The following is a 23,613-nucleotide window of genomic DNA, read 5'->3' as shown; positions in this document are numbered from 1 at the left end:
GGTTACTCCTCAGAATCGTCGATGTCGAAAGCTTCTGGTGGTGGGCAGCTGCAGACCAGGTTTCGGTCGCCGTAGGCCTCGTCGATGCGGCGCACCGGCGGGAAGTACTTGTAGCTGTGGCGCAGGGACTTCACGGGCCACGCGGCCTTTTCGCGACTGAAGGCGTACTCCCACGTATCGGAGCCGATGGACTCTGCGGTAAATGGTGCGTGGTGGATAACGGAGCCTTCGTAGGAAACCTCGCCGTCGATGATCTCTTGGATCTCGGCGCGAATGGTGCGCATGGCCTCAATGAAGCGATCCAGCTCGCCCAAGTCTTCGGACTCGGTGGGCTCGACCATGAGGGTGCCGGCCACCGGGAAGGCGAGGGTGGGGGCATGGAAACCAAAGTCCACGAGGCGCTTGGCTACGTCGGCGGCGGTGACCCCGGAGGCGTCGGTAAGCGCGCGCAGATCCAGGATGCATTCGTGCGCAACCAAGCCAGCGTTGCCGGTGTAGAGCACAGGGAAGGAATCTTCCAAGGACTTGGCCAGGTAGTTCGCGCCCAAAATCGCGTGGGCGGAGGCCTGGGCCAGTCCCTGTGCACCGGTCATAGCAAGGTACGCCCAGGAAATCGGCAGCACACCCGCCGAGCCATACTTGGTATTGGTAATCGGCACGCCCTGACCAACCGGGGTAGCGGTGGTGGCATCCAGCTGCGGATCCGCGGCGTTGGTGGGCAAGAAGGGGATAAGGTGCTCGGCCACTGCAACCGGACCCACGCCCGGGCCGCCACCGCCATGCGGAATGGTAAAGGTCTTGTGCAGGTTGAGGTGGGAAACATCGCCGCCGAACTGGCCTGGGCGGGCCCAGCCGGTCAGCGCGTTCATATTCGCGCCGTCGATGTAGACCTGGCCGCCCACCGCGTGGACCTTATCGCATACGTCGCGGACTTCTGGGTCAAAGACGCCGTGGGTGGAGGGGTAGGTCACCATGATGCCGGCGATGTGGTTGCCGTGCTTGGCAATCTTCTCATCCAAATCTGCCAGGTCAATAGAGCCGTCCTCGGCGGTCTTGACCACAACAACGCGCAGGTTAGCCAGCGTTGCCGAAGCCGCATTGGTACCGTGCGCGGAAGCTGGGATGAGCACTACATCGCGCTCGTTATCGCCATTGGCTACGTGGTAGCGGCGGATGGCCAAGAGGCCGGCCAGCTCGCCCTGGGAGCCGGCATTGGGCTGGATGGAGACCTTGGCGTAGCCGGTGACCTCGGCCAGCCAGCCCTCAATCTCTTCTACCAATGCGCGCCAACCGGCGGTCGTTTCTTCTGGTGCGTAGGGGTGGATGCCTGCAAACTCCGGCCAGGAGATGGGTTCCATGGCGGCGGTGGGGTTGAGCTTCATCGTGCAGGAGCCCAGCGGAATCATGGTGCGGTCGAGCGCCAAGTCCTTATCGGCCAGCTTGCGCAGGTAGCGCAGCATCTGGGTCTCGGAGTGAATGCGATTGAAGATCTCGTGCTGGAGCGGCTCCTCGCCGCGCTGCAGGTTCTCCGGCAGGGCAAAGTCGGCCTCAGCAGTTTCGGCGCCGAAGGCCTGGGCGAGCTTAGCGACGTCCTCCTTGGTTGCCGACTCACCAAAGGACACCGATACCTTGTCCTCGCCAATGACGCGCACGAGGTAGCCCTCCTTCTGGAGGTCAACCTTGATGGTGGCGGCGTCTACGCCGGCGACGGTAACGGTATCGAAGAAGTCCTCGGACACGAGTTGCTTTCCAGCATCCTTAACGGACTGTGCAAAGGAGGAAGCGAGCGCGTGGACGCGCTGGGCAATGGCCTTGAGGCCTTGCGGGCCGTGGTAGACGGCGTACATGGAGGCGACATTAGCCAGTAGTGCCTGCGCAGTACAGATATTGGAGGTAGCGCGTTCACGGCGAATGTGCTGCTCGCGGGTCTGCAGCGCTAGGCGGTAAGCGGGGCGACCATCCGCGTCCTTGGACACGCCTACGATGCGGCCAGGCATCTGGCGCTTGAGCTTTTCCGTGACCGCCATGTACGCAGCGTGCGGGCCGCCGAAGAAGAGCGGAACGCCAAAGCGCTGGGAAGAACCGAGCACAATATCGGCGCCCAGCGAGCCAGGTGCCTCCAGCAGGAGCAGCGAAAGCGGGTCGGTGGCCACGGTAGCCAGAGCGCCGCGGGTGTGCAGCTCCTCGATGATGGTGGAGGGGTCAAAGATATCGCCCTCGGTACCGGTGTAGGCGATTACTGCGCCGATGAGATCCTCGCCCACGAGGCCTTCGCGCAGGTCCACGATTTCTACCTCAAGGTCAATTGCGCGGGCGCGCTCCGCGGCGACGGTAAGCACCTGCGGGTGCAGGCGAGAATCCAACACCACGCGGCGACCCTTCTTGACCGCGCGGGACATAAGCCCCACGGCTTCCGCGGTGGCGGAGGCCTCGTCCAGCAAAGAAGCATTCGCGATGGGCAGTCCGGACAGGGACTCAATCATGGTCTGGAAGTTCAATAGCGCTTCAAGACGACCCTGGGAGATCTCTGGCTGATACGGGGTATAGGCGGTGTACCATCCCGCATCTTCCAATAAACCGCGACGGATGACCGCGGGGGTGAGGGTGTCAGAAAAGCCTTGTCCGTAGAAGGACTTCAGCACGGTGTTCTGGTTGGCGTACTCCCGCAATGTAGCCTGCGCTTCATCTTCCGAGAGTGCCTCAGGAAGCTGAGGCAGTTCTGCGGCGCGGATCTTTGAGGGAATGGCGGCATCGACCAGCGCGTCCACGCTGTCGTAGCCTACCTTCGCAAGCATGGTGGCCTGCTCCGCAGAATCCGGCCCTAGGTGGCGGGAGATGAATTCCATGTCAGTGAGACTCCTTAATAGGGGGACAGTGGCTGTAACCGCCCCAATTATATGTTTAACAATCGGTGAACCGATCCCCCTTTGGAAACTTTTATGCAGCGCGTCACTGTATAGAACTGCGCCCAGTGCGCTCACCATGGGCTTAGGGGCGAGGCTCCCTCAACACCTCGAATAAAAAGGGATGGATTAGTCCGGCGTTTTCGGATCCGTCACCCCCACTTGGCACCCCAGATATAGCTAAAGCCTCTTAGCCCCGCAGTGGGGCTAAGAGGCTTTAAGCGGCGATAGAACCTTTAGACTTCGAGGTCTGCCTGGAAGTCTGCGGTCTGCAGGCGGTCCTTGATGGTGGTGATGAAGCGGCCTGCGTCCGCACCGTCCACTACCTGGTGATCGTAGGTGAATGGCAGGTAGCACATCTGGCGGATGGCGATGGCGTCCTGGCCATTCTCGTTGACAACGACCGGGCGCTTTTCAATAGCCGCGGTGCCCAGGATGCCGGCCTGTGGCGGAACCAAGATCGGGGTATCGAGCATGGCGCCCTCGGAGCCGATGTTGGTCACGGTGAAGGTAGCACCGGTGAGATCGTTCGGCTTCAGCTTGTTATTGCGGGCCTTATCGGCCAGCTCTGCAATCTGCTGAGCGATCTGCGGCAGGGTCATGTCCTGTGCCTTGTGGATGACCGGGGTGAGCAGGCCCTTCGGGGTGTCAACGGCGATAGCGATGTTGACGTCCGAGTGGTAGGTCATCTCCTTGGTCTCTGGGTTGTAGGACGCATTGACGTTCGGGTGGGAGACCAGAGCCTCGGCGGTAGCCTTCACGATGAATGGCAGGAAGGACAGGTTGGCACCGTGCTTGTCGATGAACGCCTGCTTGTTCTTCTTGCGCATATCCCAGATGGCAGTCATGTCGACTTCCTGGACGTGGGTCAGCTGCGCGGAAATCTGCAGCGCCTCGACCATCTTGGCGGCGGTGATTTCGCGGATGCGGTTGACCTTCTGGGTGGTGCCGATGAGCTCCTGCTTGGCCGGATCCACGGACTTGGTGGACCAACGAGCGCGTGGGGAGTTATCGGACTGTGCGCCAGACTTGGCAGGTGCATCGCCCTCGCCAGCAGCGGCGAGCACGTCCTGCTTGCGGATGCGGCCGCCTACGCCGGTGCCCTCAACGGTGTTGAGGTCTACGCCGTGCTTTTCAGCCAGCTTGCGTACCAGCGGGGTGACATAAGGAACGTTGTCGCCGTTATTGACCTTGGCAGAGGTGTTCAGGGAGGAATCCTGCTTGGACTCCTTCTTCTCCTCAGCCTTCGGTTCTGGCTTCTTCTCTTCCTTTTCTTCGGCCTTTGGCTCTTCCTTCTTTTCTTCCTGTGGCTTTGGCTTGGCCTCGGAGGAGGATGCGGTGGCGTTTTCGTCGCCGATGCGGGCGATGACTTCGCCGACCTCGATGGTGTCGTCCTCGTCGGCGAGGATTTCTACCAGGGTGCCTGCTACTGGGGAAGGAATTTCGGTGTCGACCTTGTCGGTGGAGACCTCGAGCAGTGGTTCGTCTACCTCGACGGTGTCGCCGACGGACTTGAGCCACTGGGTGATGGTGCCCTCGGTGACGGACTCGCCGAGTTCTGGCATTTCCACGTCGGCTGCGTCGCCGGAGCCGCCGTTGGAGGAGTCAGCCTTCGGCTCTTCCTTTTCTTCGGCCTTTGGCTCTTCCTTCTTTTCTTCCTGTGGCTCTGGCTTGGCCTCGGAGGAGGATGCGGTGGCGTTTTCGTCGCCGATGCGGGCGATGACTTCGCCGACCTCGATGGTGTCGTCCTCGTCGGCGAGGATTTCTACCAGGGTGCCTGCTACTGGGGAAGGAATTTCGGTGTCGACCTTGTCGGTGGAGACCTCGAGCAGTGGTTCGTCTACCTCGACGGTGTCGCCAACGGACTTCAGCCACTGGGTGATGGTGCCTTCGGTGACGGATTCGCCGAGTTCTGGCATTTCCACGTCGGCTGCGTCGCCGGAGCCGCCGTTGGAGGAGTCAGCCTTCGGCTCTTCCTTCTTTTCTTCTGCTTTTTCCTCGCCCTTATCAGCGGAGGAGTCGTTGGATGCGGAGCCTGCCTCATCCTCGTCACCGATGATGGCGATGACCTCGCCAACCTCGATGGTGTCATCCTCGTCAGCCTTAATTTCAATAATGGTGCCGGCTACGGGGGAGGGGATTTCGGTATCGACCTTATCTGTGGAGACCTCGAGCAGTGGTTCGTCTACCTCGACGGTATCGCCGACGGACTTGAGCCACTGCGTGATGGTGCCTTCGGTTACGGATTCGCCCAGCTCGGGCATCTCAACGGAGTTCGCCATGAGTTATAAGACTCCTCGAAAGTTGGAAGTGTTCTATCGCTACCCGACAATCTTACAGCGTGATGCTCACCCTCGTGCAGATGTGGGGTTAGTAACTACCCTCCTTCCGGGTAAGCTAGGCAATTATGTTCAACCCTTTCCGCCGCAATAAGTCCAGATCGTCGCTGCGACCACCCCGCGGACCGGGGGAGACCGTCCGCCCGGAAGACGCGCAGGATCTGCAACAATGGGCCGCCGGAAAGGCTTTTATAGAAGCCTTTGTGGAGCCGGAAACGGTAGTCAATGAGATGTCCGTTGTCGTTGTGGATGAAAACGGCGATTTTATCCGGCGCCGTATTGGCGGGCCGAAAGGCATAGATGCGGTGGCCAAACTATTGAGCTGCGATATTTATGATGTAGAAGAAACCGGCTATCCGCAGCGCATGCGCGATCGCATGGAAAGGCAGCGCATCTTGCGCAAAAGGGAAGAGCAAAGGCAACGCCGCGCCCGATTTGAGCGCGGCGAAAATCCCGATACAGGGCGAGAGCTAAGCTAGGTCAGCATCCTCGCGTAAATAAATTTGAGACCCGTTGCGGCGGAATTCGGCGGATTTTTCCTGCATACCTTCCTCTGGTGCTGAGCCGTGGGCTGCCGCGCGGACCTGGTCGCCCAGCGTCGGCATGCCCAGCTCGGCCATTTGCCCGCCGAACATCTCGCGGATGTCTTGGCTAATGCGCATGGAGCAGAACTTCGGCCCACACATGGAACAAAAGTGTGCGGTCTTTGCTGGCTCAGCAGGCAACGTTTCATCGTGATAGGCCTGCGCGGTCTCTGGGTCGAGGGAGAGCGCAAATTGGTCATTCCAGCGAAATTCAAAGCGGGCCTTGCTCATGGCATCGTCCCAAGCGCGGGCGCCTGGATGTCCCTTGGCAACGTCCGCTGAATGCGCCGCAATCTTATAAGTAATGACGCCAGTTTTTACATCATCGCGGTTGGGCAGTCCCAAGTGCTCCTTCGGCGTGACATAGCACAACATGGCTGTACCACCCATTGCGATATGGGCGGCACCGATGGCAGAAGTGATGTGATCATAGCCAGGGGCGATATCGGTAACTAGAGGGCCGAGGGTATAGAAGGGGGCATCTGAAGCCCAGTCCTGTTCGAGTTCGTTGTTTTCTTGAATCATGTTGAGCGGCACGTGTCCGGGGCCTTCCACCATGACTTGGACGTCATACTCCCAGGCGCGGCGGGTAAGCTCGCCGATAGTCTTTAGCTCTGCAAATTGGGCGGCGTCGTTGGCATCGGCAAGGCTGCCGGGGCGCAGGCCGTCGCCAAGCGAAAATGCAACATCGTATTGAGCGAAAATCTCGCACAGCTCATCGAAGTGCTCGTACAGAAATGACTCTTTGTGGTGAGCAAGGCACCATCCCGCCATGATGGAGCCACCGCGGCTGACAATGCCGGTCACGCGATTGCTTGCTAGCGGTACATACGCCAAGAGCACACCGGCGTGAATGGTCATATAGTCCACACCCTGTTCGCATTGCTCGATGACGGTATCGCGGAATATTTCCCAGGTCAGATCCTCTGCCACGCCATTGACTTTTTCCAATGCTTGGTAAATAGGCACGGTGCCAATGGGAACTGGGGAATTGCGCAGAATCCACTCGCGGGTGGTGTGGATATCGTCACCAGTGGAAAGATCCATTACGGTGTCCGCGCCCCACTGGGTAGCCCAGCGCAGTTTGGACACTTCTTCCTCGATGGAGGAGGTAACCGCGGAGTTTCCAATATTGGCGTTGATTTTGGTGAGAAATTTTCGCCCAATGATCATGGGCTCAGACTCGGGGTGGTTGACATTATTAGGGATAATGGCGCGGCCGCGAGCTACCTCAGCGCGAACGAATTCCGGATCGCAGTGCTCACGCAGTGCTACGAATTCCATTTCGCGGGTGATGATTCCTTGGCGAGCGTAGTGCATTTGAGTTACGCGGCGCCCAGGCTGAGCCTTAAGCGGCGGGCGCTTAGAGCCTTTCCACTCTTGGGAAGACGCCCCGCGGCGCTGTGCGGCACGTCCATCGTCAGCCAGCTCGCGGCCGCGACCGGCGTACTCTTTGGTATCTCCGCGCTCGCTAATCCACTCGCTGCGCAGGGTCGGTAGCCCCACTTCAGGTGCGCATTCTGGCCCACGCGTGCGGTAGACGCGGAAGGGCTCATTGGGGCCTTGTGGGGAATCATCCAGTTGGATTTCGGTCTCTGGAACTTCTAGACCGTCGTGGTGAATGGGGGAATAGGAATGCTTAGGGTGGTTTTCTGGGGCAGCCGTCATGGCAAGCGCTCCTCTCTTCCTTCGTAGGTATTAACCAAACAGGTTCGAACGGTCTATGCGCAGCTTTAGCGCACTCTCAGCCCGTGCTCGGGCACCCGTGGGGACGCAGATCACCCTATAACAATCGTCTCGCGTAGCGCAGAGCTTTCGCCAATTTGGTGGAGACGCATTTGCCGAGGTGAGGTAGTAGGAGCCTTGGTGGCACAATTCAACAGGAAACTTTCAGGTACTTGACACCCGGATCCAATATCGGCATTCCATACTTAATTCATGCGTTTGAGAGAGCGCATGCGAGAGAGATAGAGAGAACCCCTCCCGTTTCCAGAGGGCGGCTACTTTAGCCGATACATGGAAACACCTTGTAGAGAGACGCCAGCGGCCCTCGGACCAGATTCGGTTCGAGGGCCGTAGGCGTTTTCCTGTGTTTAGCAGATGGTGGCGCCGGCAGCGGCCAACTCTTGCAACGCGGCTTCGCCGCGGGCTTCGTCCACTGGGGAGCAATATTCACGCAGTACGCGGACGGTAAAGCCTTCTTTAAGGGCGTCGGCAGCCGTGGCACGCACGCAGTGATCGGTGGCAATGCCCACGATGTCCACGGCGTCTATCTGATGCTCGCGCAACCAGTCGGCGAGCAAGGTGCCGTTCGCAGCGCCTTCGAATCCGGAATAGGCGGCGGTGTATTCTCCCTTGCGGAAGTAGGCTTGCGCCGGCCCGATGGCCTCATGCATGGCCGCCCCGTGGGACTCGGCTACGCAGTGCACCGGCCAAGAATCGACAAAATCCGGGTCCTTTGAAAAGTGAGAACCCGGATCGATATGCCAATCCTGCGTGGCTACGACGGTTTCGTAGTCCTGTTGCAGGGAGGCGATTTTTGCAGCAACCTCATTGCCCCGCTCAGTGCCTAAGGCGCCGCCGGGGCAGAAGTCATGTTGTACGTCAACGATGATTAAAGCAGGCTTCATGCCTCTAGGATTCTAAACGCACTAAGCCTGTTGTGGTGCTACTTTGATTCAGCAATCTCGCGCAGGGCGGCAATTACCGTGCGGGTGGGTACGCCGGTGCCCATCTTCGGGGTGTATCCATAAGCGCCCGTGGTGTTGAAGGAAGGGCCTGCCACGTCGATATGAGCCCATTCGATTCCCTCGCCCACGAAGTGCTGGAGGTAGGTGCCGGCGTATTCCATGCCGCCCTCACGCTTGGCGTTGATATTTCGGATATCGGCGCTGGCGGACTTCACGGATTCCTCGTGTTCCTCTAGCAAAGGCATGGCCCATGCCTTTTCGCCCACCTCGCGGCCAATCTCGGCCATGCGATCGCGGAATTCTTCCGAGCCCATCACGCCGGCGGTGCGCTCACCCAGGGCGACCATCTGGGCACCGGTCAAGGTCGCGGTTTCGATGAGGTAATCGGGCTTGTCCTCGCTGGCGCGCGCAATGGCGTCGGCAAGCACGAGGCGGCCCTCCGCATCAGTGTTGAGAACCTCGGAGGTAATGCCGCCGTAGTGGGTGATGACGTCACCCGGGCGGGTGGCATCGCTGCCCGGCATGTTTTCTGCCAGCGGCAGGGTAGCGGTGATGCCCACCTTCAGATTCAGCTTTGCCGCAGCGATGATGGCCGCGGCCATTGCAGCGGAACCGCCCATGTCAGAAATCATGTCCCACATCTTGGCGCCCGGCTTGAGGGAAATACCGCCGGTATCGAAAGTGATTCCCTTGCCTACTAGGGCGACGTGGCGCTTGGCCTTCTTCGGCTTCCAGCTCAAGCGGACCAAGCGCGGCGGACGTGCGGACCCACGGCCGACGGCCATGATGCCGCCAAAGCCCTGCTTTTCCAGTGCCTTTTCATCCAACACCTCCACCTCAAGGCCGGCTTCTGCCGCTTGGGCAGACAGGAACGCGGCGTAGGTTTCTGGGTAGAGCAGGTTGGAAGGGGTATTGACGAGGTCGCGGGCGATGAGGACGGACTCGGCGGTAATCTTGGCGCCGTCGAATTCCTCTTGTGCGGACTTCTCCGCCACCACGGTGTAGGTGGTGGTTTCCGCGGCCGATTCAGAGCGCAGGCCAGAGTACTTATAGCCGCCGAGGATGAGGCCTTCTACCACTGGGGTGATACCAAAATCGCCTAGCGAGGTGGCTACGGCCCCCACCTTGGTGATGGAACGCGCGGCCTGCCCGGCAGCGCGGCGCAGCGTCTCATCGTCTACCTCTTCCGCATCGCCCAAGCCAACGGCGATAATGGAGGCCACGCCGGTCTTAGCCGGAGCCGGCACGCGCGTGACCTCACCGGCCTTGCCAGAGGCCCCTACGGCCACTAGTGCTTCATAAGTGGAGCGCAGCGCTGCGCCCCCAAGTAGATCGGTGCCTGGCAGTTCGAGGCCGCCTTCGCCCTCGAATGCAGCGATCAGCAGTGCTTCTGCTTTCTTAGGAACCTTCTTTCCCAGCTTTACCTGGGGAAAGTGGCCGCGTGCGGGTAGATCGGTCTGTGCCATTGTGTCCTCCTTTATGGAAAGGCTTATCAATCTTCCCTCCACTGTACCGCGCGGCGATGAACTTATTCCTGCCTCGCTATAGATAAAGGGGTAGATTGTGGGCATGCTTGATTACACGATTACTCGTACCGATAACCCCACGTCCGCGGAAGAATTGAGAGAGATCCTCGCCAACCCCGGCTTTGGCAAGCACTTTACGGACCACATGGTCACCATTGACTGGACCGAAGAAAAGGGCTGGCACGATGCTCAGGTGCGCCCGTACGGACCGATGACCATGGAACCTGCCAGCAACGTTTTCCATTATGGGCAGGCAATCTTTGAGGGCATCAAGGCCTACCGTCAGCCGGATGGTTCTATCGCTACCTTCCGGCCGGACCACAATGCGCAGCGCTTTATCAATTCTGCTGAGCGCCTGGCTATGCCCGAGCTTCCGCAGGAAGATTTCATTGAGTCCCTGCGCCAATTGGTGGAGGTGGATCAGGACTGGGTACCAGAAGCCGGCGGGGAAGCAGCGCTGTACCTGCGCCCGTTTATGATTTCCACCGAGGTCTCCTTGGGTGTTCACCCCGCCAATTCCTACCGCTATGTGCTCATTGCCTCCCCAGCGGGCTCCTATTTCAGCGGCGGGATTAAACCAGTTTCGGTGTGGCTGTCCACTGACTACGTGCGCGCAGCACCCGGTGGCACCGGCGCGGCCAAGTTTGCGGGCAACTACGCAGGCTCGCTCTTGGCGCAGGCCCAGGCGGATGAAAAGGGCTGTGACCAAGTGGTCTGGTTGGACGCCATTGAGCGCCGTTACATCGAGGAGATGGGCGGAATGAACCTGATGTTTGTGTATGGCTCTGGTGATAGCGCGGAGATTGTTACACCAGAACTATCGGGTTCCTTGCTGCCCGGCATTACCCGCGAATCCCTATTGCAGGTAGCGCAGGATTTGGGCTACACGGTTACCGAGCGCCGCATCACTACCGAAGAGTGGCAGCGCGATGCCGAATCCGGCGCTATGTCAGAGGCCTTTGCCTGTGGCACTGCCGCAGTTATCACTCCGGTGGGCCACGTGATGGGAGACTCTGCCGACTTCCAGGTCAATGGCAACGAAGCGGGTGAGATCACCATGGCCCTGCGCGAGCGCCTCACCGGAATCCAGCGCGGCGCAGTGGAGGATACCCACGGTTGGCTCCATACCCTAGTGAAGTAGTCCCCTGCTTAGGCCTCCGCGGCGATCTCCACTCCGGTGAGCAGCATCGGCAGCGCCGCGAGCGCGCCGAGCGCAGGTTGTGGCTCCATTCCCAGTTCCATCAGGGGGTGGAGCCCTAGCTTTTCCAGCGCCAACTTATGCGCAGGGGCAGTGGACAGCGTGGTGGCGAAGAGCCAGTCTTTCACGCCAGGGTTATCGCGCTCAGCAAGGAGCGCGGCGGTGGCGGTCAAGGGGGCGTCGACAAGCAGGGGCGTACGGCGTTCCGCGGCTCGGGCAATGAACCCCACCGTGGCTGCTAGAACCGCAGACTGGCACGATTCAACCAGCTCCATGCCTTCGAGGTTGCGGGCGCGGAACATAGCGTCCCGGATAGCGCAAACCTCGCGCTTCCAGTCTTCCACGCTGCGCTGCTTGCCGACGACCACTACCGGCTCCGTCTGCGTCATAGTTGCCATTACTACGGCCGGTACTCGGGCGAGCTCTTCGCCGCCGGGGATGAGGAGGTCAGCCCCGGCATCAATTTCCGCATCTGCCGTAGCGGCTCCAAGGCTGTAGGCCTGGGAATAATCCGTCACGGTGACTACATTCAGCCCGGCCTCGGCGCGACGCGCAGCGGTCTCAGCGGCCGGAAGGGGAGTCTCCTGTTCCGCGAAAATTACGGCCCGCACGCGCCGCGGCTCATGGGCAGGCGCCGCGCCTTGGCAAGCAGCCAGCCATTGAGCGGCGTCGGTCAGGCGCCCCCAAGGGGCGAGCCGTGCGTCCTGTGCGGTATGTGCCTGCTTATCGGGCTGCGCAATGGCCATGAGTAGCCCTCCCTAAACGTCAGCGCCGAGCTCCACGCGAGGGCGCGGGATGCGCCACTTGCGCGGCTGGCTGGCGCGAGAATACGCATAAAAACCAAGGCTAAAGCCGGCTTCGGTGGTGCCAGGGAACTTGGCGCGCACGGCATTATTGCAGCGGCGGGCCAAAATGACGCCCTCGATGGCGAAGATAACGAGGATAACCATCGCTACCGCATTGATGATCGTCGCAATGCTGGGTACCGCGTAGGTCAAGAACATGACCACGATGAGCACCAGGGCCATCGGCATGACCCAGTTGCTCAGGCTGCGGCGGGCATCCACCCAATCGCGTACATAGGCGCGCACTTCACCCTGGTCGCGCGCGGGCAGGAAGCGCGGATCGCCTTCTGCCATGCGGGCCTGCTGCTCGCGGTTGGCCTGCTGGCGCTCTTGGCGCTCCTTCTTCTTATATTCCTTCCACTCGTCCTTGCTCATGGACTTCTTCATGTCCTTGCGATGCTGGTAACGCTGTGCATCGGACATGCCATGGGGATCGCGCTTTACGCCGCGCGCAATCTCTTGCTCTGAGCGCTTTGGCGTAGGACGACCCTTCGGTGGGGTATAGCCCTTGCGCTGGGGCACTTCCTGAACTTCTGCCTGAGCTTTGTCCTGTACAGGAGCAGGCTCAGTGGAGGTCTTGTCATCTTTTTGCCACGGGAGTTTCACGCTCCTCACACTACAAGGTTTAGGTGTGAATAGGGGAATAGGCCCGGCGCAGATGGTGTTGAAGGTATGGGCTACCTTTTCCCACCTGAACTAACCGGGTAGGGTAGTGGCAACGAATCCAATACTTATTGAGGAGAAGTGATGACCGCTCCAGCTTCCGCAACCGGCGTCATTCTGACCGAAGCAGCAGCCGCAAAGGCAAAGGCGCTGCTTGATCAGGAGGGCCGCGACGATCTCTCCCTGCGCATTGCCGTACAGCCTGGTGGCTGCGCTGGCCTGCGCTACCAGCTCTACTTTGATGACCGCACCTTGGATGGTGACAAGGTTGACCAGGTAGGCGGCGTAAACCTCGTTGTGGACAAGATGTCCGTTCCCTACCTGACCGGTGCCAAGATTGACTTCGCTGACACCATTGAGTCCCAGGGTTTCACCATTGATAACCCGAATGCCACCGGCTCTTGCGCTTGTGGCGATTCCTTCAACTAAAGAGAAGGAAATACAAAGAGGGTGGGTGCCACTGGCACCCACCCTCTTTGTATGTGTGGAAGGCTCTTAGAGCTTGACCGGGTAGTCGCGCTGCTCGATCTGTGGATCGATGCGCTTTTCCACAAAGATGCCGTGCCAGATCATAAAGGACAGGACGGTCCACAAGCGGCGGGAGTGATCGGAAACGCCATCTCGGTGCTCCTTGAGCATCTCGAGAACTTCCTTCTTATTAAAGATGTCCTCGGTCTGGGACTCATTGATGGTGTCCTGGGCCCAGCCGTATAGCTCATCGCCGGCCAGCCAGTGGCGCATCGGCACTGGGAAGCCCAGCTTCTTGCGATGCAGAACATGCGCCGGGACGATTTGCTCCATGGCCTTGCGCAGGGCGTACTTGGTGGTGCCGTGCGAAATCTTCAGGTCATAAGGGATGGACTCTGCAACCTTGAAGACTTCCTTGTCCAAGAATGGCACGCGCAGCTCCAGCGAGTTGGCCATATTGATCTTATCGGCCTTGACCAGGATGTCACCGCGCATCCAAGTGAATAGGTCCAAATGCTGCATGCGTGCGACCGGATCAAAGTCTTCGGACTGGGCGTAGATGGGGGCGGTAACCTCGCGGTGGTCCCATTCGCGCTTTGCCCACGGGATAACGCGCTGCATCTGCTCAAAGTTGAAGGAACGAGCATTGCCGTAGTAACGCTCTTCCATCGTCATCGAACCACGGTTGAGCAGGGACTTGCCCTTCATGCCCTCGGGTAGAACCTGCGAGAGCTTGCCCAGTCCGCGACGCAGTGGGGAAGGGATCTTCTCAAACGGGGCGAGGGACAGTGGTTCCTTGTAGATGGTGTAGCCGCCAAAAAGCTCGTCCGCGCCCTCGCCGGAAAGAACTACCTTGACGTGTTTGCGGGCCTCCTGCGCCACAAAGTACAGCGGCACCAGCGAGGGGTCAGCCACCGGATTGTCCAGGTACCACATGATCTTCGGGATGGACTCGGCATATTCCTCGGGGGAGACAATCTTGACGATGTGCTCCACACCAATAGCTTCCGCGGACTCCGCTGCGACATCGACCTCAGAATAGCCCTCGCGCTCGAAGCCGGTGGTAAAGGTCAGTAGATCCGGGTTGTGGCGCTTGGCCAGGGTGGCAATAGCGGTGGAGTCAATACCGCCAGATAGGAAGGAACCCACGGTGACGTCGGCGCGCATGTGCTTAGCGACGGAATCTTCCAGCGCCTCCGCAATGCGGTTAAATAGCTGCTGCTCTTCGCCTTGCTTTACCTGCTGTACAGGGAAGCGAGGCTTGAAGTAGCGCTCGGCGACAACATCTTCGCCCGGGCGAAGAGTGACAGTGCAGCCGGATTCAACGCGGCGAATATTCGCGTGGAGGGATTCTGGCTCCGGGACGTATTGCAGGTCCACGTAGTGCTCAATGGCGCGACGGTCAAGGTTGAGCTCTAGACCAATCTCGTCCGCCATTTCAAGGATGCACTTCATCTCCGAAGCGAAAACGGTGCCCGCCTCGGTAGTGGCGTAATACAGCGGCTTAATGCCAAATTGGTCACGAGCAGCAAACATCGTCTTGGTGTGGGTATCCCAGATGACGATGCCAAACATGCCGCGCAGGTGGTTGACTACGTCCTTGCCCCAGTGGTGGTAGCCCACCACGATGGGCTCGCCATCGCCCTCGGTGTGGAAGGTGTAGCCGAGACCCTTGAGCTCCTCGCGCAGCTCCACGTAGTTGTAGATTTCACCATTAAAGGTCATGGCGTAGCGGTCGGGCTGGTCCTCTGGGCCCCAGCGGAGGGGCTGATGGGAATGCTCCAGGTCAATAATGGACAGGCGGTTGAAGCCGAAAGCGGCATCGCCGTCATGCCACGTGCCGGCCGCATCTGGGCCGCGGTGGCGCATGCAGGGCAGGGAACGTTCCAGCGCGTCAACGTACTTATCTACGTTGCCTGTGGCGGCGAGCATGCCAAGAAGTCCGCACATGAAAAGATTGCTCCTTATAAATAAGCGTCTATTGCTAGTCACCCACTTTACGGCCAGAGAGCGTGAAACCAGAACACGCCACGGCTTAAGGAAACCTGCCGACTGCCTTGGAATTAGCTTCCCCGATAGGGGTGCGAACTTTCGGATGATGGTTCCGTCCGATTCCTGTGAATTGGCGCACATGGATTCTGTGGCTGCTGGGGGTGCGGTTGGAACATTGTGCAGGTGGGGCGGTAACCTACCAGAAAGAGAATATGAAATGAGTGCACTAGGTGCCCTTTTACGCCTTTAAACAGGCTGGGAATCTGGCAATTATCCTCTATTCTGATTGGGTAAGAGTGCTCTGTGAGTATTCGAGAAGTTTTGTGTGGACAGAAAGGCAGAACACACGTGGGACAGCGTAATAAGCGCACCTTTGCCCGCAAGGCGGGCGTAGCTGGCGCACTTGCCCTGGGTGGACTCGCTCTGGCAGGTTGTGACGTTCAGGCGCCAACTGCTGTAGAGAACCTCCTGGGATTCGGTTGGCCGAAGGGTATTACCCCTGAGGCAGAGGCCATGTACAACTTCTGGATTTGGGTCTGGGTTGCGGCATGGATCGTTGGTTTTATTATGTGGGGCCTGTTCCTCACCGCAATCTTCCGCTGGAGCGCGAAGAAGGCAAAGAAGGATGGCAAGGGCGAGTTCCCGCGCCAGATCCAGTACAACGTTCCGCTGGAGATGGTCCTGACCATCGTCCCGATCCTCATCATCATGGGCCTGTTCTTCTTTACCGTTCAGACTCAGCAGAAGGTCACCGCCTTGGATAAGGATCCGAAGGTTGTCGTTGACGTTACTGCGTTCCAGTGGAACTGGAAGTTCGGTTACGCCGAGAATCACGTCAATGGTGAGAACTACGACGGCGCCGACAAGGAGCGTCAGGCTGAGGCAGAGAAGACCGCTCACGACCCTGAGGGCGTGGACAACCCGAACCCAATCCACGGTAAGTCCATGGGCGACCTTTCCTACCTGAACTACAACAAGATTGAGACCGTCGGTACCACCGAAGAGGTTCCGGTTCTGGTTCTTCCTTCCGATACTGCGATTGAGTTCCGCCTCGCTTCCGGCGACGTGTCCCACGCATTCTGGGTACCGGAGTTCTTGTTCAAGCGCGACGTCTACGCACACCCAGAGGCAAACGCTCAGGAGCGTAGCTTCCAGGTGGAAAAGATTGAGAAGCAGGGCGCATTCGTTGGCCGTTGTGCCGAGATGTGCGGTACCTACCACTCGATGATGAACTTTGAAATCCGCGTTGTCTCTCCGGAGGACTTCAATACCTACCTGAAGTTCCGTGAGGACAACCCAGAGGCCACCAACGCGGAAGCCCTGGAAGAAATCGGCCAGGACCCATATGCGGTAACCACCCACCCGTTCTCCGGCGAGCGTGACACCGCTAAGGGCGACAACTACGTAAACACCGCGGCATAAGAGATAAGGACACAACACAATGCGTGCAACATCGAAAGTCTTTTACTCAATCGCGACGTACCTTCTTGTCTCGCTGATTGTCTACATCTTCGGCGTCACCTTCGTTAAGGACGATGGCTACCTCTACGGTGCCGAGTGGGTTGGCATCGTGGGCATGTTCCTTGCCTTCCTGCTGTGCATGATGCTGGGTGCTTACCTTCACTTCACCGATGACCGCAGTGACGTCCTGCCAGAGGATTGGGAAGAGGCAGAAACTGAAGATGCCGCTGGCATCCTTGGTTTCTTCTCCCCAGGCTCCATCTGGCCGCTGGCTATGACTGGCGCCATTGGCCTTCTTGGCTTGGGAATCATCTTCCTCTACTTCTGGCTGATTGCCCTCGGCGCTGTCTGCCTCATCGCGGCCTGCACCGGCCTGTCCCTCCAGTACGGCCTGCCGAAGGAAAAGCACTAATTCCTCGATGTAAAGGAATCCCTGCCTAAAACTTCTCCGCCCTCCTAGTCACTATGGCTAGGAGGGCTTTGGCGATCCAGCGTCGTTCGCGACGCAAGAAAGTTCCCGAGAATTTCAAAAGTTTTACCGGTGGGGGAGGAGTGGCTGATCTTGCTGCATGTTCGCGATGGCACTTCTTCTGCATTCTGGCACGTAGGAGCCGATTTTTGCGGGGGTCGTTCGAAAGTTGTAAAGCGGGGCGTTTAGGGAGCTCGTGGAGTGTGATTTATCTCTCCAGGCAACGGGGGCGGGTACACGGACTGGTGCATCGATAAGTGGAGGCGTCGGGTGGCCGGGGTGCTTCGGAATTTCAGGGTAGGGCCCGACGTGTGGTGTCACCTGCATCAATGGGACGTCGGAAAGCGGGGTGAAAAGTTCCCGTTTGGAAAAATAAAGTTTTTGACTCTGACTTGCTGGCCTTTTGCTGGACGAAGCATCAAAAAAGAATGGAGAAAGCGGGGGGAATCGAGGTGACTTCAGCGCCCGGAACGGCCATAATAGCCACTGTGACGAGCGTAGTTTCTAACCAAGGTATGACAGCACCACGTGCTGCCTCACTGAACCGACCCAATATGGTCAGTGTCGGCACTATCGTGTTCCTGTCTCAGGAATTGATGTTCTTTGCCGGACTGTTCGCGATGTGGTTTACCTCGCGAGCAAACGGTCAGGAAGGCGATTGGGCGGAGCACACCGCCCATATCAACCTGCCCATGGGTTTCCTCATTACGGCAGTGCTGATTTCTTCTTCTGTGACCTCGCAGTTCGGCGTGTTTGCCGCAGAAAGGGGTGACGTTTACAAGCTTCGACTCTGGTACACCGTGACGCTGGTACTGGGCGTTGTGTTCCTAGGCATCATGGCGTTTGAGTGGACCGAGTTGATTCACGCAGGTGTGACTGTGCAGTCCAGCGTCTTCGGTTCGGTGTTCTACATCATCACCGGCTTCCACGCTGCGCACGTGACCGCGGGTCTGATTTCTTTTGCAATCATTCTCGCGCGCGTTGCTAAGTCCAAGTTCACGCCGGCACAGGCGACCGCAGCAATGGCAGTGTCCTACTACTGGCACTTCGTTGACGTTGTGTGGATCGGCGTCTTCACCGTTATTTACTTGGTCCAGTAGCACTGGCCAAGATCCCCAAACAGTCCTCCCGTGTTCGAGTTATCTAAAGGAAAATGATGGATAACAATTCGCAGTCCGTGGCAGTGGAGCAGACCACTGCGGCGGCTAAGAAGACCCGCCGTCGCCGCAAGGCGAAGCGTACCCTTGCCGGTGGCTTCGCTTTGGCGATTGGCCTGTCCGGTGCGGGCGTCTTGGCTTCTGCCTTGACCCCGGACGCACAGGTCGCCACGGCGGAAAAAGATGACCAAGCCCTCGTCCAAGAGGGTAAGGACATCTATGACACCGCTTGTATCACCTGCCACGGTGCCAATCTGCAGGGCATCGAAGGTCGCGGTCCGTCCCTCGTTGGTATCGGTGCTGGCTCCGTGTACTTCCAGGTGCACTCCGGCCGTATGCCGATGATGTCTAACGACGCCCAGGCAGAGCGTAAGGCTCCTCGCTACACCGAGCAGCAGACTCTGGCCTTGGCTGCATATGTTGCAGCCAACGGCGGCGGCGCAGACATTGTCTACAACGACGACGGAAGCGTTGCTCAGGAATCGCTGCGTGGTGCTAACTACAATGGCGAAATCCAGGCAGAAGACGTAGCGAAGGGCTCCGAGCTCTTCCGCATGAACTGCGCTTCCTGCCACAACTTCACCGGCCAGGGCGGCGCCCTGTCCTCCGGTAAGTTCGCTCCGGAGCTGGCTCCGGCAAGCGAGCAGGAAATCTACCAGGCAATGCTGACTGGTCCGCAGAACATGCCTAAGTTCTCCGACCGCCAGCTCACCGCAGATGAGAAGAAGGACATCATTGCCTACCTCAAGTCTGCAAAGGAAACTCCTTCCCCAGCAGGTTGGGACCTCGGCGGTCTTGGCCCAGTAGCGGAAGGCCTGGCAATGTGGATTATCGGCATTAGCGCCCTGTGCGCTGCCGCTATGTGGATTGGATCGCGCTCATGAGCAATGTGAAGAAGAATTACACTAACGCTGAGCTCGACAAGATGAGCAACGATGAACTCGCTGCTCTTGGTACCGAGCTCGACGACGTCACCGTTGCGTTCCGCAAGGAGCGCTTCCCAGTCGAAGGTGACCCGGCTGAAAAGCGCGCTGGACGTAACGTTGCTATCTGGTTGTTCCTGTCCGTCATCGGAGGCCTCGGATTCCTCGGCGTTTACCTGTTCTGGCCGTGGCAGTACAAGCAGCTAGGGGAGGAGGGCCACATTTGGCACACCCTCTACACCCCTCTGCTGGGTATTACTGCAGCCCTCGCAATTTGCGGCTTGGGCATCGCCATCGTTCAGTACGTTAAGAAGATTCTCCCTGAGGAGATTTCCGTTCAGCGTCGTCACGACGGTCCTTCCGAAGAAGTTGACCGCCGTACCCTGACCGCTCTTCTGAACGATTCTTGGAAGACCTCCACTCTGGGTCGCCGCAAGACCGTTCAGGGTCTGTTGGGCGGCGCCGGCGTTCTGTTCGGTCTTACCGTGATTGCTCCGCTGGGCGGCGCAATTAAGAACCCTTGGAAGGTTCGCCACAATATGAACTATGCCGGTGACGGCACTCTGTGGACTTCCGGTTGGACCATGCACAATGAAGGCGTCAAGCTCTACCTGGCGCGCGACACCGGTACTATCGCCGAGAAGCACTCTGGCGAAACCGGTGAGCACTACAGCACCAAGGGTGTTACCCGCTTGGTTCGTGTGCGCCCGGAGGATCTGGCGGCAGGCGGCATGGAGACCGTCTTCCCGCTGGCAGAAGAAGACGTTAACGATGGCGACAAGTACGATGCCGAGCGCGATGTCTACGAGCACCACATGCACTCGATTCACGGCAACCGCAATGCGGTCATGCTGATTCGCCTGCGTCATAATGACGCTCAGAAGGCAATCGAGCGCGAAGGTCAGGAAGACTTCCACCACGGCGATTACTACGCCTACTCCAAGATCTGTACCCACATCGGTTGCCCGACCTCTCTGTATGAGGCGCAGACCAACCGAATCCTGTGCCCGTGCCACCAGTCGCAGTTCGACGCTTTGCACTACGGCAAGCCGGTCTTCGGCCCGGCTGCCCGTGCACTGCCACAGCTGCCTATCACGGTGGATGACGAGGGCTACCTCGTTGCACAGGGCAACTTCATTGAGCCTGTCGGCCCGGCATTCTGGGAGCGTAAGTCATAATGAGCAATAAACTCGCCCAAATGGGCAACAACATGGATGAGCGCTATAGCGCCGCCGGCGTGCTGAGGACTCAGCTGAACAAGGTCTTTCCGACCCACTGGTCCTTCATGCTCGGTGAGATGGCGCTATACAGCTTCATCATTCTTGTACTGACCGGTATCTACCTGGCGCTGTTCTTCGACCCTTCCATCACCAAGGTCATTTACGACGGCACCTATGCACCGCTTAACGGTGTAGAAATGTCCCGCGCATATGCCACCGCGCTGGATATTTCCTTCGAAGTTCGTGGTGGCCTGTTCGTGCGCCAGATGCACCACTGGGCAGCTTTGCTGTTCATGATGTCCATGGTTGCGCACATGCTGCGCATCTTCTTCACCGGCGCATTCCGTCGTCCGCGTGAGGCAAACTGGATCATCGGTTGCGCACTTATTCTGCTGGGCATGATCGAGGGCTTCCTTGGTTACTCCCTGCCGGACGACCTGCTTTCCGGTGTTGGTCTGCGAATCATGTCGGCCATCATCCTGGGCCTGCCGATTATCGGCACCTGGCTGCACTGGGCAATCTTCAGCGGTGACTTCCCGTCTGACCTGATGCTGGATCGTTTCTACATCCTGCACGTTCTGGTTATTCCGGGCATCATCCTTGGCCTGATTGCAGCCCACCTGATTATGGTTTGGTTCCAGAAGCACACCCAGTTCCCTGGACCGGGTCGTGCAGAGAACAACGTGGTTGGCGTCCGCATTATGCCGGTCTTCGCCACCAAGGCTATTGGTATGGGCATGATGGTTGCTGGCGTACTGGCGCTGATGTCTGGTCTGCTGACCATCAACGCCATCTGGACGCTTGGACCTTATAACCCATCCCAGGTTTCCGCTGGTTCTCAGCCGGATATTTACATGCTGTGGACTGACGGTGTTGCCCGTGTCATGCCGGCATGGGAGCTCTACCTCGGTAACTACACCATTCCTTCCGCGTTCTGGGTAGCTCTGCTGTGTGGCCTCATGGTCGTCCTGCTTATGTCTTACCCGTTCTTGGAGAAGAAGTTCACCGGTGACGATGCACACCACAACCTACTGCAGCGTCCGCGCGATGTTCCTACCCGCTCCGCTATTGGTGCGGCTGCCATCGTGTTCTTCCTGCTGGTTACCCTGTCCGGTGGTAACGACCACGTGGCACACTTCTTCCAGATTTCGCTGAACGCAATGACCTGGGTTGGTCGTATCGGCCTCATCGTGCTGCCACCGATTGCGTACTTCATGACCTACCGCATTTGCGTTGGTCTGCAGCGCTCTGACCGTGAGGTGCTGGAGCACGGTATTGAAACCGGCGTTATCAAGCAGATGCCGAATGGTGCCTTCATTGAGGTTCACCAGCCACTCGGCCCGGTTGACGCCGATGGTCACCCGGTTCCGCTCGAGTACGCAGGCGCTCAGGTGCCGAAGCAGCTCAACCAGCTTGGCTTTGCGGACTCCGAGACTCAGGGCACCTTCAGCCCTGATGATCCGGCCCTCATGCACCGAGTGCACGAAATCCACTCGGATAACCACGACGAGGAAGCGGAGATGTTCCGCCGCCTCAACGAGGCTAACCGCCGTGAGGACGAGGAAAACGGCCGCATCTAACCGCTTTTCCTGAGGACTTCTCGAAACACGCTCACAGACCCGCCCTTGCTCCTATTAAAGGAGCAAGGGCGGGTCTTGCGTATGTAAAGATCAATTCCGAACCCAGTCCTTATTCTTCTAGCTGCAACAAGAGATTTTGAAGGGGGAGCTGTTGCGCTTCTGTGAGTCTTTATGAATCTTGAAGCATTTGAAGGGCTGCTGCTGAAGCTTGTTGTGTAGTCGGTTTAGTACGTGTTCTGGTGCGCGAATTGTCGGTGGTTAGTGGTTCTCTCATGCTTTGTAGCTTTAGGAGCCTAGTGCGTGGGCTCAGATGGGTGTGGATGCCGGAAGTCTTTGTTTGCTGGAAGCACGTTTCGCTCGTCGATTGAGCGCGTTAGGGGGCGTCGGAAAGCGGTTTAGCTAGAACCACCGCAAGGAAAGGCGGCAAAGCGGGGCGCAGTTGCGATGAAAACTAGGCTCTAGGCGTGCGGTAGAGGAGTCAATTGGTGGGGAAGAAGGGGCTGCCAAAATGTCTTAGTGCTGAAAGTCACAATTTAGAATTCTCTTAATTGTTAAGCGTTTTCTTAGTAAGGGTAATTCTTGGTCGGGTGTCTGTCATCCTCTGTCGTTTGTGCAGCTTGTGACCTTAAAGCCTCTAATTCTGGTGGGAACTAGCGTCCGTGTGGAGGTTAAATCTCGACAAGGTCAACGGAAGGTAACGAAGCGATAACAAACGTTATTTTGGTGTCGCGAATGGACATTGCTTGTGATGATTTCGTAACCTATTCGAGACATTGAGTTACCGCCCGAAAAGGTGCTCAATCTAAACAGAAGAATTACAGCGCCGCATCTGGCCCCTCCTACTGAGGGGCCGAGCGGAGGAAATCCTAAAGGAACGGATTCCCAACGAACGCTAGTCCCCCAGGGTCAGAGCTTCCTTTACAAGGGGAGTAGGCGCGCAGGAAGATTTGGAGTTTTACTCATGGCACAGCACCGTCGTCAGGGCATGAAGAACACCCGTCGCATCGCATCTACTGCAGCACTGGCTGCAACCGCCGCCGTCGTCGCACCGGGCGTCGCACAGGCAGCAGAGGTCGTCGTACCTAATACTGACTACCGCTTTGAGGTAGCAGGTCTGGAAAACGTCCCGAACATTGACCAGGTTCCGAACATCGACCGCTACGTTCCGTCCCTGGGTAAGGTTTCTAACCAGCAGAACACCAACTACGCAGCAGCTGGCCACAAGCAGGCCGCTCCGGCACAGCAGACCGTTGGCCAGAAGGCACTGGCTGCAGCACGCTCCGTCATCGGCTCCCCGTACGTATACGGCGCCGCTGGCCCGAACGCCTTTGACTGCTCCGGTCTGACCAGCTGGGCATACGCTCAGGCTGGCAAGCAGATTCCGCGTACCTCTCAGGCACAGGCTGCCGCCGGTACCCCGGTACCGCTGGATCAGCTGCAGCCGGGTGACATCATTGCTTACTACGGTGGCGCTTCCCACGTTGGTATCTACACCGGCCACGGCACCATCATCGACGCCCTCAACTCCGGCGTCCCAGTTCAGGAGCGCGACCTGAACTACATGCCGATTCACTCCGCAGTTCGCTTCTAAGAAG

The 23,613-nt window shown here is 58.6% G+C and carries 18 protein-coding genes and 1 riboswitch; of the genes, 10 read left to right on the top strand and 8 right to left on the bottom strand.

Annotation, left to right across the window (positions count from 1 at the left end; all coding sequences use genetic code 11):
• Nucleotides 1–2: 2 nt before the first annotated feature.
• Nucleotides 3–2,846, bottom strand: a complete 2,844-nt coding sequence (gcvP, locus tag BJ985_RS04665) for an aminomethyl-transferring glycine dehydrogenase (RefSeq protein ID WP_179386743.1) — start codon at nt 2,844–2,846, stop codon at nt 3–5.
• A gap of 293 nt (nt 2,847–3,139) precedes the next feature.
• On the bottom strand, nt 3,140–5,185 hold the full coding sequence (sucB, locus tag BJ985_RS04660) for a 2-oxoglutarate dehydrogenase, E2 component, dihydrolipoamide succinyltransferase (protein ID WP_179386742.1): 2,046 nt from the start codon (nt 5,183–5,185) through the stop codon (nt 3,140–3,142).
• 125 nt (nt 5,186–5,310) lie between these two features.
• On the opposite strand from sucB, the gene BJ985_RS04655 reads away from it, so the two are divergent.
• On the top strand, nt 5,311–5,721 hold the full coding sequence (locus BJ985_RS04655; RefSeq protein WP_179386741.1) for an oxidoreductase: 411 nt from the start codon (nt 5,311–5,313) through the stop codon (nt 5,719–5,721).
• On the opposite strand, the gene thiC is transcribed toward BJ985_RS04655, so the two are convergent.
• The 3 genes from thiC to BJ985_RS04640 all read right to left on the bottom strand — a co-directional run bounded on the left by thiC (nt 5,713) and on the right by BJ985_RS04640 (nt 9,982).
• Nucleotides 5,713–7,494, bottom strand: a complete 1,782-nt coding sequence (gene thiC, locus BJ985_RS04650) for a phosphomethylpyrimidine synthase ThiC (protein WP_179386740.1) — start codon at nt 7,492–7,494, stop codon at nt 5,713–5,715. The genes BJ985_RS04655 and thiC overlap by 9 nt on opposite strands.
• A riboswitch (TPP riboswitch) is annotated at nt 7,493–7,603 on the bottom strand. Its footprint overlaps the gene before it by 2 nt.
• A gap of 316 nt (nt 7,604–7,919) precedes the next feature.
• Nucleotides 7,920–8,456, bottom strand: a complete 537-nt coding sequence (locus BJ985_RS04645; protein ID WP_179386739.1) for an isochorismatase family protein — start codon at nt 8,454–8,456, stop codon at nt 7,920–7,922.
• 38 nt (nt 8,457–8,494) lie between these two features.
• On the bottom strand, nt 8,495–9,982 hold the full coding sequence (locus BJ985_RS04640; protein WP_179386738.1) for a leucyl aminopeptidase: 1,488 nt from the start codon (nt 9,980–9,982) through the stop codon (nt 8,495–8,497).
• 103 nt (nt 9,983–10,085) lie between these two features.
• On the opposite strand from BJ985_RS04640, the gene BJ985_RS04635 reads away from it, so the two are divergent.
• On the top strand, nt 10,086–11,183 hold the full coding sequence (locus tag BJ985_RS04635; protein WP_218840687.1) for a branched-chain amino acid aminotransferase: 1,098 nt from the start codon (nt 10,086–10,088) through the stop codon (nt 11,181–11,183).
• Between the two features lie 8 nt (nt 11,184–11,191).
• On the opposite strand, the gene BJ985_RS04630 is transcribed toward BJ985_RS04635, so the two are convergent.
• Together BJ985_RS04630 and BJ985_RS04625 are read right to left on the bottom strand one after the other, a co-directional pair.
• Nucleotides 11,192–11,986, bottom strand: coding sequence for a nicotinate-nucleotide--dimethylbenzimidazole phosphoribosyltransferase (locus BJ985_RS04630; RefSeq protein WP_179386736.1), 795 nt, complete (start codon nt 11,984–11,986; stop codon nt 11,192–11,194).
• 12 nt (nt 11,987–11,998) lie between these two features.
• Nucleotides 11,999–12,691: a DUF3043 domain-containing protein gene (locus BJ985_RS04625; RefSeq protein ID WP_179386735.1), complete on the bottom strand. Its 693-nt coding sequence runs from the start codon at nt 12,689–12,691 to the stop codon at nt 11,999–12,001.
• A 141-nt stretch (nt 12,692–12,832) separates the two neighbouring features.
• Here BJ985_RS04625 and BJ985_RS04620 point away from each other — a divergent pair, with 141 nt between their 5' ends.
• Entirely contained in the window at nt 12,833–13,177 is a 345-nt protein-coding gene (locus BJ985_RS04620) for a HesB/IscA family protein (protein WP_005324455.1), read from the top strand.
• Between the two features lie 66 nt (nt 13,178–13,243).
• On the opposite strand, the gene asnB is transcribed toward BJ985_RS04620, so the two are convergent.
• Nucleotides 13,244–15,166, bottom strand: coding sequence for an asparagine synthase (glutamine-hydrolyzing) (gene asnB / locus BJ985_RS04615; RefSeq protein WP_005324458.1), 1,923 nt, complete (start codon nt 15,164–15,166; stop codon nt 13,244–13,246).
• Nucleotides 15,167–15,556: 390 nt separating this feature from the next.
• Between asnB and ctaC the strand changes: the two genes are divergently transcribed.
• The 7 genes from ctaC (at nt 15,557) to BJ985_RS04580 (ending at nt 23,609) form a co-directional block, all read left to right on the top strand.
• A complete protein-coding gene (ctaC, locus tag BJ985_RS04610; RefSeq protein ID WP_005324460.1) occupies nt 15,557–16,630 on the top strand; it encodes an aa3-type cytochrome oxidase subunit II in 1,074 nt (357 codons plus the stop codon).
• A gap of 19 nt (nt 16,631–16,649) precedes the next feature.
• On the top strand, nt 16,650–17,081 hold the full coding sequence (gene ctaF / locus BJ985_RS04605; protein WP_005328946.1) for an aa3-type cytochrome oxidase subunit IV: 432 nt from the start codon (nt 16,650–16,652) through the stop codon (nt 17,079–17,081).
• 545 nt (nt 17,082–17,626) lie between these two features.
• Nucleotides 17,627–18,238, top strand: a complete 612-nt coding sequence (gene ctaE, locus BJ985_RS04600) for an aa3-type cytochrome oxidase subunit III (protein WP_430516378.1) — start codon at nt 17,627–17,629, stop codon at nt 18,236–18,238.
• A gap of 53 nt (nt 18,239–18,291) precedes the next feature.
• The gene (gene qcrC, locus BJ985_RS04595; protein WP_005324465.1) at nt 18,292–19,179 is read left to right on the top strand and encodes a cytochrome bc1 complex diheme cytochrome c subunit; all 888 of its coding nucleotides are present in this window, start codon (nt 18,292–18,294) and stop codon (nt 19,177–19,179) included.
• Entirely contained in the window at nt 19,176–20,396 is a 1,221-nt protein-coding gene (gene qcrA, locus BJ985_RS04590; RefSeq protein ID WP_005324466.1) for a cytochrome bc1 complex Rieske iron-sulfur subunit, read from the top strand. Before qcrC ends, qcrA begins: the two co-directional genes overlap by 4 nt.
• On the top strand, nt 20,396–22,018 hold the full coding sequence (gene qcrB, locus BJ985_RS04585) for a cytochrome bc1 complex cytochrome b subunit (RefSeq protein ID WP_179386733.1): 1,623 nt from the start codon (nt 20,396–20,398) through the stop codon (nt 22,016–22,018). Before qcrA ends, qcrB begins: the two co-directional genes overlap by 1 nt.
• Before the next feature lie 961 nt (nt 22,019–22,979).
• Complete coding sequence (locus BJ985_RS04580; protein WP_005324468.1) at nt 22,980–23,609, top strand: C40 family peptidase; 630 nt, start codon at nt 22,980–22,982, stop codon at nt 23,607–23,609.
• The last annotated feature ends 4 nt before the right edge of the window (nt 23,610–23,613 follow it).

Origin of the sequence: Corynebacterium tuberculostearicum (assembly GCF_013408445.1) — a bacterium.
GTDB classification, from domain to species: Bacteria; Actinomycetota; Actinomycetes; order Mycobacteriales; family Mycobacteriaceae; genus Corynebacterium; species Corynebacterium tuberculostearicum.
Note: the sequence above shows the minus strand (reverse complement) of the source record. Positions and strands in the feature narration are given on the sequence as shown.

What these genes read in the sequence shown, in the direction of transcription:
- gcvP (WP_179386743.1), bottom strand. Translation starts at nt 2,846, where the DNA reads ATGGAATTCATCTCCCGCCACCTAGGGCCGGATTCTGCGGAGCAGGCC.
- sucB (WP_179386742.1), bottom strand. Translation starts at nt 5,185, where the DNA reads ATGGCGAACTCCGTTGAGATGCCCGAGCTGGGCGAATCCGTAACCGAA.
- BJ985_RS04655 (WP_179386741.1), top strand. Translation starts at nt 5,311, where the DNA reads ATGTTCAACCCTTTCCGCCGCAATAAGTCCAGATCGTCGCTGCGACCA.
- thiC (WP_179386740.1), bottom strand. Translation starts at nt 7,494, where the DNA reads ATGACGGCTGCCCCAGAAAACCACCCTAAGCATTCCTATTCCCCCATT.
- BJ985_RS04645 (WP_179386739.1), bottom strand. Translation starts at nt 8,456, where the DNA reads ATGAAGCCTGCTTTAATCATCGTTGACGTACAACATGACTTCTGCCCC.
- BJ985_RS04640 (WP_179386738.1), bottom strand. Translation starts at nt 9,982, where the DNA reads ATGGCACAGACCGATCTACCCGCACGCGGCCACTTTCCCCAGGTAAAG.
- BJ985_RS04635 (WP_218840687.1), top strand. Translation starts at nt 10,086, where the DNA reads ATGCTTGATTACACGATTACTCGTACCGATAACCCCACGTCCGCGGAA.
- BJ985_RS04630 (WP_179386736.1), bottom strand. Translation starts at nt 11,986, where the DNA reads ATGGCCATTGCGCAGCCCGATAAGCAGGCACATACCGCACAGGACGCA.
- BJ985_RS04620 (WP_005324455.1), top strand. Translation starts at nt 12,833, where the DNA reads ATGACCGCTCCAGCTTCCGCAACCGGCGTCATTCTGACCGAAGCAGCA.
- asnB (WP_005324458.1), bottom strand. Translation starts at nt 15,166, where the DNA reads ATGTGCGGACTTCTTGGCATGCTCGCCGCCACAGGCAACGTAGATAAG.
- ctaF (WP_005328946.1), top strand. Translation starts at nt 16,650, where the DNA reads ATGCGTGCAACATCGAAAGTCTTTTACTCAATCGCGACGTACCTTCTT.
- qcrC (WP_005324465.1), top strand. Translation starts at nt 18,292, where the DNA reads ATGATGGATAACAATTCGCAGTCCGTGGCAGTGGAGCAGACCACTGCG.
- qcrA (WP_005324466.1), top strand. Translation starts at nt 19,176, where the DNA reads ATGAGCAATGTGAAGAAGAATTACACTAACGCTGAGCTCGACAAGATG.
- qcrB (WP_179386733.1), top strand. Translation starts at nt 20,396, where the DNA reads ATGAGCAATAAACTCGCCCAAATGGGCAACAACATGGATGAGCGCTAT.
- BJ985_RS04580 (WP_005324468.1), top strand. Translation starts at nt 22,980, where the DNA reads ATGGCACAGCACCGTCGTCAGGGCATGAAGAACACCCGTCGCATCGCA.